The 12,036-nt window shown below is 36.2% G+C and carries 11 protein-coding genes; 1 reads left to right on the top strand and 10 read right to left on the bottom strand.

Annotation, left to right across the window (positions count from 1 at the left end):
- Positions 1–296, top strand: a 296-nt coding sequence (locus tag H560_RS0118605) for an IS3 family transposase (RefSeq protein ID WP_027379296.1), incomplete at its 5' end; no start/stop codon positions are given.
- On the opposite strand, the gene H560_RS0118600 is transcribed toward H560_RS0118605, so the two are convergent.
- The 10 genes from H560_RS0118600 to lpxB all read right to left on the bottom strand — a co-directional run bounded on the left by H560_RS0118600 (position 275) and on the right by lpxB (position 11,987).
- Complete coding sequence (locus H560_RS0118600) at positions 275–736, bottom strand: hypothetical protein (RefSeq protein ID WP_027381380.1); 462 nt, start codon at positions 734–736, stop codon at positions 275–277. The genes H560_RS0118605 and H560_RS0118600 overlap by 22 nt on opposite strands.
- A gap of 229 nt (positions 737–965) precedes the next feature.
- Positions 966–1,625, bottom strand: a complete 660-nt coding sequence (locus tag H560_RS0118595) for a DUF6048 family protein (RefSeq protein ID WP_027381379.1) — start codon at positions 1,623–1,625, stop codon at positions 966–968.
- Positions 1,591–2,073 carry a DUF6452 family protein gene (locus tag H560_RS0118590; protein ID WP_027381378.1) on the bottom strand — a complete coding sequence of 161 codons (483 nt, stop codon included), beginning with the start codon at positions 2,071–2,073 and terminating at the stop codon, positions 1,591–1,593. Before H560_RS0118590 ends, H560_RS0118595 begins: the two co-directional genes overlap by 35 nt.
- A gap of 37 nt (positions 2,074–2,110) precedes the next feature.
- Positions 2,111–3,520, bottom strand: a complete 1,410-nt coding sequence (gene rlmD, locus H560_RS0118585) for a 23S rRNA (uracil(1939)-C(5))-methyltransferase RlmD (RefSeq protein ID WP_027381377.1) — start codon at positions 3,518–3,520, stop codon at positions 2,111–2,113.
- 136 nt (positions 3,521–3,656) lie between these two features.
- A complete protein-coding gene (locus H560_RS0118580) occupies positions 3,657–5,201 on the bottom strand; it encodes a TlpA family protein disulfide reductase (protein ID WP_034753229.1) in 1,545 nt (514 codons plus the stop codon).
- Positions 5,202–5,337: 136 nt separating this feature from the next.
- Complete coding sequence (locus H560_RS0118575) at positions 5,338–6,105, bottom strand: succinate dehydrogenase/fumarate reductase iron-sulfur subunit (protein ID WP_027381375.1); 768 nt, start codon at positions 6,103–6,105, stop codon at positions 5,338–5,340.
- A gap of 24 nt (positions 6,106–6,129) precedes the next feature.
- Entirely contained in the window at positions 6,130–8,142 is a 2,013-nt protein-coding gene (locus H560_RS0118570) for a fumarate reductase/succinate dehydrogenase flavoprotein subunit (RefSeq protein WP_027381374.1), read from the bottom strand.
- A gap of 13 nt (positions 8,143–8,155) precedes the next feature.
- Positions 8,156–8,821, bottom strand: a complete 666-nt coding sequence (locus tag H560_RS0118565) for a succinate dehydrogenase cytochrome b subunit (protein WP_027381373.1) — start codon at positions 8,819–8,821, stop codon at positions 8,156–8,158.
- A 144-nt stretch (positions 8,822–8,965) separates the two neighbouring features.
- Positions 8,966–10,693: a ComEC/Rec2 family competence protein gene (locus H560_RS0118560; RefSeq protein WP_394330271.1), complete on the bottom strand. Its 1,728-nt coding sequence runs from the start codon at positions 10,691–10,693 to the stop codon at positions 8,966–8,968.
- Positions 10,694–10,883: 190 nt separating this feature from the next.
- Positions 10,884–11,987, bottom strand: coding sequence for a lipid-A-disaccharide synthase (gene lpxB / locus H560_RS0118555; protein WP_027381371.1), 1,104 nt, complete (start codon positions 11,985–11,987; stop codon positions 10,884–10,886).
- Positions 11,988–12,036 lie beyond the last annotated feature (49 nt).

Raw genomic sequence — 12,036 nt, 5'->3', positions numbered from 1 at the left:
GAGGGATACAGTATGCGTGCACAGAATTTACGTCAATAGTCGGGAAAAATATTACCCGAAGTATGAGTGGAAAGGGAAATTGCTATGATAATGCTGTAGCGGAGAGTTTTTTCAAAACTCTGAAAACCGAACTTGTCTATCAAAATAAATATGAAACTAGAGACCACGCCAAAAACTCTGTGTTTGAATATATAGAAACATTTTACAACACCCAGAGAAGGCATTCAGCTTTAGGAAATTTAACCATAAGAGAGTATCAAAATTTAATGTCTAATCAATCTAAAAATGTAGCATAAAGAGTATATAAATTTTGTCTCAAAAATAGTTGCAAGTTCAGCTCAATAAATTCGTATTGTCCATCCTTGATAATCATTGACTGAAAATCGTTAGGAGCTACAGAGAATCTTAGAAATTTTGACGGATCATCAATCCCTACTCCTACATAAGAACCCAGCTGATATCTATCTGCAAGGCTCTTTACAACAACAGGAAAGCTGTAAACTGAAAATTTTTCGATTTTGCCATCAATAGTTGGCAAAGAAATTTCTACCGGTCTAGCATTTGGCCCGGTTTCTTGTGCATTTTTAAGCTGAGACTTTATTTTTTCAAGATCAAGCTTATAGTAATTTCTTACGTTCGGTTTTCTTAATCCTGAGTCGGGAATTGTGGGGGTCCACTGCGCAGAGGCAAGGCCGCCAATTATTCCAAAAAATAAAGAGAAAATAATTTTCCGCATGTTTTTTTTGTTTTTAATTTGATAAAAATAACAATATTAAAAACACAAAACAATAATAATACGTCTAATTTATTAATAAATATTAAATACAATACCAGATTAAATACAAACTAAATAATTCAGTTTTTTATATTTTTCACTTAATTGAGACAAATATTTAATAATATTTCTACATGTAAATCTAAATTAGAAAATATTTAATATTAAATTAAATTTGTGCAAATTTTATTTAAAACTTATATGCGATATTCCATGCAAAACCAAGATTGAATTTAGAAGAGCTTTTTCCAAAGCCCGGAACAATCATCGGCTGGATATCATCCTGCTTTGTAGTGAAAATCATGTATCGTGGCTGAAGATTGACATCAATATAAAAATTGGATTCAAATAGCTGCACTCTCCCACCCAGCGTACCTTCCAGCCAATAAGATGATTGGGTGGAGGACGGAAAAGTCAAAGAAGAGCTGCTTCCTCCATAACCACGAACAGGAACTGCCATATATTCCTGAGTGTAAAATGATCCTGCGGCCTTACCTCCGGCATAAAAGCCATTGAATTCATTTTCAGGGTCTTTTGCAAGCATATAAAATGCACCCAGTTTCAGGAAGGGGCCGTTTGCTTTTGCATCATAGCTGTTTTTATTGTAAATATTAGATTCAAAACCGGCTTCTACAACAGCGTGAATATTATCCTTGATTTTAGATGAAATAAACCCCTGATACAGCTGCCTGTCCGAAAAAAATGAAACTCCAGTATTGAGAACATCAAAACCAACCATAAAGTTCGGTTCATATTTCCATTTTTCTTTTTTTGCTTCCTTTTCTTCCTGAGCAAAGCTCAAAAGGCTGATTAAACTAAAAAAGAAGGTAAAGATTAGTCTTGTCTTCATTCTCTATAAAGTTTTGCCCGGCTTCTATCTGCTTCACCGGATTAGTTGCTGACGGTTCTAACACCGAGTTTAAATTTTCATATGTTTTCTTCACCCCACATCCCGGCGAAACATAAGTAGCTGTAGTGGTATAGTTGATTCTAACCTTTGATTCCGGTCCTTTATCTGATAATCTGAAGTATACGTCCGTATAAGGAGAATCATCAACCCTCAAAGGAATTACCCTGGATTTTATTGCTGTCTGTTTCCCAAGCTCCACTTTTCCGGAGCCATAGTCCACCGCTACATAAAGTGAATCTACTGTCTTTTCTTTTCCTGTTTCAAAATTTTTAAAAGACACCTTCATTCTTGGGGTACCTTCGCCACTTTCACAGATGTCATCGTCTCCACCGCATGAAAACAGCAGTCCCAGAAAACATATGGTTATGATAAATTTAAAATATTTCATCTGTATATTTTAGATTTGATGGTCAAATTTAAATAATTTATTTTTTAATCAGCAATGCTATATTTTCCACATGATGAGTTTGCGGGAACATATCTACCGGTAAAATTTTCACTACATCATAATGCTCTTTCATTAAAGCAAGATCTCTCGCCTGTGTCGCAGAATTACAGCTTACATACACCACTTTTTCAGGTGAAAGCTTTAAAATCTGCTCCACCACTTTCTGGTGCATTCCGTCTCTTGGCGGATCGGTGATTAATACATCTGCTTTCGGATGATTTGCAAGAAATTCATCATTAAAAATATCCTTCATATCTCCGCAGTAGAATGTAGTATTCGTTAAGCCATTTAGTTCCGCATGTTCGATTGCTGCATCAATAGCTTCCTGAACAGATTCTATACCGATCACCTGCTTTGCATTTCGCGCTACATACTGGGCAATAGTTCCTGTTCCGGTGTACAGATCATACACCACTTCGTCACCTTTTAAATCGGCAAATTCAAGGGTTTTCCTGTACAATTCCAAAGCCTGCTTATAATTCGTCTGGAAGAAAGATTTAGGGCCTATTTTAAATTTCAAACCGTCCATTTCCTCCATTAAATATCCCTCTCCGAAATATACATTAATATTCAGATCATAAATAGAATCATTCTGCTTAGGATTAATGGCATAAACCAGCGTTTTAATCTGAGGGAAAGTTGCCAGCAGGAAATCAAAAAGCTTTTTTCTGTTTTCCTCTTCTTCCCTGTACAGCTGGAAAAGGACCATCCATTCGCCTTTTGAGTTTTGTCTCATCATTAAAGTTCTCAAGAAGCCTTCCTGATTTTTTACATCAAAAAATTCCAGGCCGTTTTCTACTGCATATTGCTTTACGGCCAGCCTGATTGCATTAGAAGGATCTTCCTGAAGGAAACATTCTTTAAGGTCTAGAATTTTGCTCCACATTCCCGGAATATGGAAACCTAAAGCGTCTCTATTCCCAAAGTTTTCTTCTGAGCTGATCTCATACTGAGTAAGCCAGCGTGCATTGGAAAAAGAAAATTCCATTTTATTTCTATAAAAATAATGTTCCTCGGAACCCAAAATAGGAACGGTTTCAAAGTTTTCGATACCACCGATTCTTTTAATATTATTATAAACTTCTTCCTGCTTGAAGGCCAATTGCTTTTCATAGCTCATATTCTGCCATTTGCAGCCTCCGCAAACACCGAAGTGAATACATTTCGGCTCTACTCTGTACGGTGATCTTTCGATAACTTCTATCGCTTCACCTTCATAGTACTTTGATTTTGCCTTTTTTACTCTTACGTTTACAACATCTCCCGGAATGGCACCCGAAACCATTACCGTCTTACCTTCTTCGGTTCTCCCTATTGCAACACCTTTAGCCCCTGCATTTAAGAGTTTTATATTTTCAAGAATTATATTTTTCTTATTTCTTTTCATTAAAAGATTTCTATTATTAATTTTAAAACTTGTCAAAGATTTTAAACTTTAACAAACTGCTGCATATTCAGTCTGCAAAAATACAATAAAAAAAACCTTATCCGAAGACAAGGTTTCTATCTAGAGTCAATTTAAATTATTTTGTCTGAGCCGGCTGAGGATTTGCGGGTTGTGGCGCTTGCTGAGCCGCTGCTGCAGGATCCATACCCATACCAGGCTGTAATTGAACATTCGGGTTTACTTTTGGAGCAGAAAGACCTGTCTGCTTATCCAAAACAGTAACCAATTCAGGGTCTCCAAGATTAAAGAACGGTTTACTTGCAATCTTACCATCTTTATCTATTACAATAAAGCAAGGCAATTTGAATCCATAAACTCCATATTTTTTAGCAATATCGGAATTTAATCCTCCGTCTCCGTAAACATTTACTCCTGTAATTCCTTTTAATAATGAATTGCTTGTTTTTACAAACTGATCTTTTGTGTCGTCTACATTTACATAAACGAAGTTCATTTTAGACTTGTAAAAATTCACAACCTCTTTTAGTACAGGAACTGTAGCCTCCCCGATGTACGGGTTCCAAGAAGCGTAGAAAGTTAACAAATAAGGCTTTCCTTTGTTTTCAGAAAGATTGTAAGATTTCCCATCCTGCTTCACCAATGATGCTCCAGGAGCAGGCTCACCCACTTTGAAACCGTTGATAGCGAACTGGATTTTCTTTAAATCTTCTTTAATGGTAGCATCTTTAATGTCTTCATCAATGATTTTCTTGATTTTCTCAACCGTTTTCTGAGGTGATCCCGGATGAATGTCAGACTGAGCCATTACAAAAGCCAATAGATAATCTTTAGCCGTCTGTGAAAGGTCTTTCTGGTTCTTTTTAAGATATTCCGTAAATAATTCTGAGGTAGTGATATCCGTTTTTCCTTTACTGTTTGCTTCCGCATATTTCTGGAAATCCGGGCTCATTTTACCCAAAAGATATTGTCTGTAGAATGGGTTTTCCTTCACCATCACATCTTTGTTTTCCTGAAGTTTGTTTTCAAAATCAGTGAAAGCCTTTGTTACTTTGAAAGATGGGTTCCCCATTTGCTTATGCGTGATGTCATACTGGTTCATGATGGTAAGCAAAGTGCTCGCCAGGTCATTTTTCTTCCAAGTGATGATTTCATTATCAGGATTGAATTTTTTTACATTTTCTTCAATATTTTTATTGATATCTGCCTGTACTTTTTCAATTCCTTTTAAGAATGTTTTCTCGTCTTTCATGATCAGCTCATTCATGTTAACCGTCTGAGCGTATGTTGAAAGATATTTTTGAGTTGCTGTGAAGAAATCGTTATTCTTTTTAGCATCACCCGTGATTACGTATTCTGAAGGGAAAGTCATTCCGTTTCCTGAAATCTCAAGTTTCTGACCTCCTTTTAAATAAATTAAATTTTGTTTTCCACCATAGGAAATCACATACATTCCGCTTTTAGGAGCTTCAAAACTTCCCGCGAAAGTTCCGTCTTTATTTACTCCGACATTAATTAATGGTAAAGTGGCCACACCTGAAGCCTCAATGAATTCGATTCTCTCTAATGGAGATCCACCTGTGATTTTTCCTTTTACTTCTACTTTTTTAGAGCAAGACATCGCAAAAACCGCGATGATAAACAATAAAAGATATTTTTTCATTTTGAATTTTATAATTACGCAAAAATAAGTTTTTAGATATACTAATTGCAATTAAATACTAGTTTTATGAAAGATTTAACTAAAAAAAATCGTCATCCATTCAGGAGACGATTTTTTGTGGTATATTAAATCAATTCTATCCTTTGTCAACGAAAGCTGCCATGTATTCTCTGTTCATTCTGGCGATGTTTTCAAGGGAAATTCCTTTAGGACATTCCACCTCGCAAGCACCTGTATTTGAACAGTTTCCGAATCCTTCCTCGTCCATAGCTTTCACCATGTTCAGAACTCTTCTTTTCGCTTCTACTCTACCCTGAGGAAGTAATGCGAACTGAGAAACTTTAGCACCTACGAACAGCATCGCAGATCCGTTTTTACATGAAGCCACACAAGCCCCACAAGCGATACAAGCAGCGGCATCCATTGCCTTGTCTGCATCATCTTTAGGAACCGGAATTGCATTGGCATCCAAAGTATTCCCTGAAGTGTTCACTGAAATGAAACCACCTGCAGCCATTACCCTGTCGAATGCGCTCCTGTCTACAATTAAATCTTTAATTACCGGGAAAGCAGCACTTCTCCAAGGTTCAATAACGATAGTTTCACCGTCTTTGAACATTCTCATGTGAAGCTGGCAGGTAGTGATCCCTGTATCCGGGCCGTGCGCTCTACCGTTGATGTAAAGAGAACACATCCCGCAGATCCCCTCACGACAGTCGTGATCGAAAGCTACCGGCTCTTTTCCTTCGTTAATAAGATTTTCGTTCAGGATGTCCAGCATCTCCAGAAATGAAGAATCTGTAGAAACATCCGATATTTTATAAGTCTCAAACTGACCTTTAGATTTATTATTTTTTTGTCTCCAAATTTTCAGCGTAAGATGTAAGCCTTTTTTTGCACTCATAATGTTATATTTATAGATTGGAGATTATTTGTAACTTCTTGTTTTTACTTCGATGTTATCGTAGATCAGCTCTTCTTTATGCAATACTTCCGCATTGATGTCGCTTCCCTGATATTCCCAAGCTCCGACGTATTTGTAATTAACATCATCTCTTTCCGCCTCTCCGTCCGGAGTAGAATGGTCTTCACGGAAATGTCCTCCACAAGATTCGTTTCTGTGTAATGCATCGATCGCCATCAGCTGCCCCAGCTCAAGGAAGTCTGCCACTCTGAATGCTTTTTCAAGCTCAGTATTCATCCCGTCATTATCTCCGGGAACTTTTACGTTTTTCCAGAAATCATTTCTTACTTCTTCGATTTCCTCAATTGCTTCTCTTAAGCCTTCAGGTGTTCTTCCCATACCTACTTTATTCCACATAATGTGTCCTAACTGCTTGTGGAAATGGTCTACTGAATGCGTTCCGTTATTATTTAAGAAGAAATCAATCTTTTCTTTAATTCCTTTCTCAGCCTCATCAAATGCACCTGTGTTGGTAGGAATTGCTCCCGTTCTGATATCTGCAGAAAGGTAATCAGCAATTGTATAAGGAAGCACGAAATATCCGTCTGCAAGACCCTGCATTAACGCAGAAGCACCCAGTCTGTTTGCTCCGTGGTCTGAGAAATTAGCCTCACCAATTACGAAACATCCAGGAATTGTAGACTGAAGATTATAATCTACCCAAACACCACCCATGGTGTAGTGAACTGCAGGATAAATCTTCATTGGAGTTTTGTAAGGATCATCAGCTGTAATTTTTTCATACATCTGGAAAAGGTTTCCATACTTTTCTTCCACCCATTTTTTTCCTAAATCATAGATCTGCTGATCTGTAGGGTTGTGAATATGCTTTTCAATAGCGGCTTCTTTACCTTTTTTCATGATTTCTGTAGAGAAATCCAGGTAAACACCTTCTTTTGTATCATTATTTTCGATTCCGAAACCGGCGTCACATCTTTCCTTAGCTGCTCTTGAAGCAACGTCTCTAGGTACAAGGTTACCGAACGCAGGATATCTTCTTTCAAGATAATAGTCCCTGTCTTCTTCTTTAATATTTTCAGGTCTTAATTTACCTTCTCTGATTGCGACTGAATCTTCAATTTTCTTAGGAACCCAGATTCTTCCTGAGTTTCTTAATGATTCAGACATCAGAGTAAGCTTAGACTGCTGAGTTCCGTGAACAGGAATACAAGTAGGGTGAATCTGTACGTAGCAAGGATTTGCGAAATACGCTCCTTTTTTGTGAATCTTCCAAGCCGCAGAAACGTTTGAACCCATTGCGTTGGTAGAAAGGAAATATACGTTTCCGTAACCTCCCGAAGCAATTACCACAGCGTGAGCAGAATGTCTTTCAACCTCGCCTGTTACAAGATTTCTTGCAATAATACCTCTTGCTTTTCCGTCTACAATGACAAGATCCATCATTTCATGACGGTTATACATTTTTATCCTGCCCTTACCGATCTGACGGCTCATTGCAGAATATGCACCTAATAATAACTGCTGACCTGTCTGTCCTTTAGCATAGAAAGTTCTTTTTACCTGAACCCCGCCAAATGAACGGTTATCCAGCTGACCTCCGTACTCACGTCCGAAAGGAACACCCTGAGCCACACACTGGTCAATAATATTTGCAGAAACTTCCGCTAATCTGTAAACGTTTGCCTCTCTTGCCCTATAATCACCACCTTTGATGGTATCATAGAATAATCTGTACGTAGAGTCACCGTCTCCCTGATAATTTTTAGCTGCGTTGATACCTCCCTGAGCCGCAATAGAGTGTGCTCTTCTTGGAGAATCCTGATAGCAGAATGCCTTTACATTATATCCCTGCTCTGCTAAAGTAGCCGCGGCAGAACCACCTGCCAAACCCGTACCAACAACAATAATATCAATTTTATCTCTGTTGTTTGGTGCAACAAGGTTCATATGGTCTTTATGATTTTTCCATTTATCCTTTAAAGGACCTGCTGGAATTTTTGAATCTAATTTACTCATAAGTATATTGATATTATGATTGAGTTACGAAGTGAAAAATTGCGATAAAAATAAACCCTGCAGGAATAAGGATAGAATACCATTTCCCGAAAGCCATAATTACCGGAGTATATTTTGGATGCCTGGCACCAATTGACTGAAAAGACGACTGGAAGCCGTGTCCTAAGTGAAGTCCTAACAAAATAAATGAAATAACATAAAGAACCACTCTCCAGATATCTGCAAATTTTGCATGAAGATCTCCCCAGAAACGTGTTTCTTCAATAGGCAGACCGTCTACATATTTGTAATTCATCTCATGAAGCCAGAAATCATACAAGTGCAGGAAGATAAAAGCAAGAATCACCGCCCCGGAAATAATCATATTTCTGGACATCCATGTAGAATTGTTCGAAGGATTGTTTGATTCGTATTTTATCGGACGTGCCTTTTGGTTTTTAATTTCCAGAACAAAGCCCATTACAAAGTGAAAAATAACAGCAAACATCAGAATCGGCTGCATTACAAATTGAATAAGAGGGTTGTACCCCATAAACTGCGAAGCATTGTTGTAAGCATCTTCACCGAAAACCGACAAAAGGTTTACAGAAAGGTGCATCACCAGAAATATCAGCAAAAAAATAGCCGACAATGCCATAGCATATTTTCTACCTATCGTAGAACTCGTTAAACCTGCCATATAAGTTTAAATTTGATTTTCCACAAAATTAAGAAATGTTAACAACATCAAAAAGTGAGAAATCTCACAATTAGCTAGTTTGTAATATTTCTAAATAAGAGTCTTAAACATTTTAAATAAAGGAAAAACGCAAAAATTTAACAATTAATTTATCGTATAAATTCTCCCGTTACAAATAACCTTGTGTGCAGAGACAGGTAAAACCCTGATTTCAATGTGGGAAATTCTCCTGGAAGAAGAATAAGGATTGATAATAAACCGTGTAATTTTATCTTTATCTGAATTTTCTTTAATCCAAAAACAAGCTTTATTACCTTTTTTCAATGATAATACTTTATCTTTATTAAAATCATGAACTAAAATTTCAGTTTTTTGCTCTTCAAATAAATCAAATCCTGTTCTTAAAATTAAAAAGCATAAAACAGCCATTACAGACCTTGCTATATTTCTAAAGCTTAATTTTAAAATGGTAAATCTTAACGTGTAAACAATCACAAAAACAGAAAAAACCTCAACCAGATTCATCGGAATCTTTTCAAAATATAATACTTCAACTTCAGCGAAATAATGAATAATTTTAAGTAATATCTTAATGACAACATCGTAGACAGAATTAGTCAGATCAATGTTAATATTAAATGCCAGCAAGCCTGTCATAACAAAAGAAAAAATGATAATAGCCTCTGATAGGGGAACAATAAAGAAATTAGCAAGAATTGAAATAAAAGAAAACTGATGAAAATAGTAGAATACCAGCGGCAGTGTAGCCAATTGTGCGGCAACAGAAATTGAGATGGTATTGAATATAATTTTTTTAAACCAATTATCCTGTTTTGGAAAATATTTTAAAATAGGATCATTGAGCCAGAAAATTCCTAAGACCGCGAGAAAACTCAGCTGAAAACCCACATCAAAAATCTGTTGTGTATCCCAAATCAAAATAATAAAAGCCGATAAAGCCAAAGAATGCAGCAGATCAGGTTTTCTTTGAAGAAGCCTGTACACATGAAAAACACTGAGCATAAGACACGACCGCACCACCGAATTCCCCAGCCCTATAAATACCGCAAAAAGCCAGATGAGGAGCAGACTCACAACAATAGCATATTTCCTGAATCGCAGTGGAGAAATTCTTATAAATAAAAGATAAAACAGTTCAAAAATAATCACAATATGCGTTCCCGAAATAGCCAGAAAATGGATCAGCCCGGAACGGCTGAAATCCTTAACTGTTTCAGCATCCATCTCAGTACGGTCGGCCAGTATGATACCTTTTAAAAATTCTTTCGACCTAGAAGACATTTTTGTGCTGTCAATATTTTGAAGCACTTCAAGTCTTTTTTGTGAAAATTTTTCACTAATACTTTCATCTTTTCTTGCTGCAGAAGAAACTTTATCATTGATATAGCACATGTATTCAATTTTCTTTCTATTTAAATATTTGGAATAATCAAACTGGAAATCATATTGTGGAGATTTTGGTTTCGCAATAAAAGCTTCTGCTTTATAATAATGCTTAAAATCCAGATCTTTTGAATCTTTGGGAACATAGACCACGGTATTGAAATTTTCTTTATCAACCTGTGCGACAGCTTCGTATTTTTTATTCTTTTCGGTGGAGTTTAACTTTTTAGAAATTTTAAAAAGAATGGTTTCATTTTTAGAAACAGAAATATTTTGGGAAGAAAAAGCATTCAAGAAATGCAGCGTAATTCCGATTCCGAAAAACATCCCACCTATTAAAAAAGATCTAACCCGGTGTAAATAATAAGACTTTAAAAATATTGAAATACAGATGATTAAACAGAATACAACCAGCAGATAAATATAACTTTTATCCAAACAAAAGTAATCTTGGAAAAATATGCCCATGATAAAACACAGGGCCAGAATGAGAATAGGCTGCTTATTCAATCGGAAAAATTTGTGTTGCTCAAAAATATTTATTCAAATAAAAATTTGCACAACAAAATTCCAGATTTTTAAATTCTGCCTTAAAATCATTATTTCAAAGCAAAATGCTAGAAAAAAATTCTAAAAAAATTTACGAAACTTCAATATTTTAAACTTTCAAAATCACATCAGCCGCATGATCACTTGCTCCTTTTCCGCCAAGTTTTTCCCGCAACAGTTCGTAATCATTCAGAAGCTGCGTTCTTTTTTGGCCTTCAAGAATCATTTTTAATTCTTCGACTAAATTTTTCGTGTTCAGATCATTCTGAATTAATTCCTTTACCACTTCCCGATCCATAATCAGATTCACCAAAGAAATGTAATTAATATTTTTCACCAGTCTTTTTGCAATGGCGTAAGAAATTTTACTGCCTCTGTAACAAACCACCTCAGGAACATTCAGTAAGGCCGTTTCCAAGGTTGCCGTTCCTGATGTCACCAAAGCCGCCTTTGAACACCTCAGAAGATCATACGTTTTATTTGAGACAAAATACACATTATCATCCACATACGACTCATAAAAATCTTTTGGAAGGCTTGGTGCACCGGCAATTACGAATTGGTATTCTTTAAAATAAGGCCTTACGGAAAGCATGATTTCAAGCATCTTTTCCACTTCCTGTTTTCTGGAGCCCGGCAGCAATGCAATAATTTCTTTTCCGTTTAAACCATTTTCCGTTTTAAAATTTTCAACAGTAATATCCTGAAGCGTAGAAATAGCATCCAGTAAAGGATGACCCACAAAATGGGAATGAACGCCATGTTTTCTGTAAAAATCTTCCTCAAAAGGAAGAATTACCATCATTTCGTCTACATATTTTTTAATAATCTCAACTCTTCCCTCTTTCCAGGCCCATAGCTGCGGTGAAATATAATAAATGACCTTTATTCCAAGTTCTTTCGCAAATTTTGCGATCCTTAAATTAAATCCCGGATAATCAACAAGAATCAAAACATCCGGTTTATTTTTTTTTATATCTTCTTTGCAAAACTTAATATTATTCAGAATAGTCCTGAGATTTTTTGCGACTTCCAAAAAGCCCATAAAAGCAAGATCTTTATAATGCTTTACTAAAGTTCCACCTTGTGAAGCCATTAAGTCTCCGCCCCAGAATCTGAATTCTGCGCCGGGATCTTTTTGCTTTAAAGCTTTCATTAAATTACTCCCGTGCAAATCTCCGGAAGCTTCTCCTGCAATAATGTAATACTTCATTTCTGCTGAAATCATTTATTTTTTTAAGTTACCTCTCAAATCTTCCATC

The sequence above is a fragment of the Chryseobacterium daeguense DSM 19388 genome, assembly GCF_000430825.1.
Classification (GTDB): domain Bacteria; phylum Bacteroidota; class Bacteroidia; order Flavobacteriales; family Weeksellaceae; genus Chryseobacterium; species Chryseobacterium daeguense.
This window is presented reverse-complemented; position numbering and strand designations above follow the sequence as displayed.

Coding starts and splice junctions, on each gene's coding strand:
- H560_RS0118590 (WP_027381378.1), bottom strand. CDS start 2,073: ATGAAATATTTTAAATTTATCATAACCATATGTTTTCTGGGACTGCTG.
- H560_RS0118575 (WP_027381375.1), bottom strand. CDS start 6,105: ATGAGTGCAAAAAAAGGCTTACATCTTACGCTGAAAATTTGGAGACAA.
- H560_RS0118565 (WP_027381373.1), bottom strand. CDS start 8,821: ATGGCAGGTTTAACGAGTTCTACGATAGGTAGAAAATATGCTATGGCA.
- lpxB (WP_027381371.1), bottom strand. CDS start 11,987: ATGAAGTATTACATTATTGCAGGAGAAGCTTCCGGAGATTTGCACGGG.
- H560_RS0118595 (WP_027381379.1), bottom strand. CDS start 1,625: ATGAAGACAAGACTAATCTTTACCTTCTTTTTTAGTTTAATCAGCCTT.
- rlmD (WP_027381377.1), bottom strand. CDS start 3,520: ATGAAAAGAAATAAGAAAAATATAATTCTTGAAAATATAAAACTCTTA.
- H560_RS0118580 (WP_034753229.1), bottom strand. CDS start 5,201: ATGAAAAAATATCTTTTATTGTTTATCATCGCGGTTTTTGCGATGTCT.
- H560_RS0118600 (WP_027381380.1), bottom strand. CDS start 736: ATGCGGAAAATTATTTTCTCTTTATTTTTTGGAATAATTGGCGGCCTT.
- H560_RS0118560 (WP_394330271.1), bottom strand. CDS start 10,693: ATGGGCATATTTTTCCAAGATTACTTTTGTTTGGATAAAAGTTATATT.
- H560_RS0118570 (WP_027381374.1), bottom strand. CDS start 8,142: ATGAGTAAATTAGATTCAAAAATTCCAGCAGGTCCTTTAAAGGATAAA.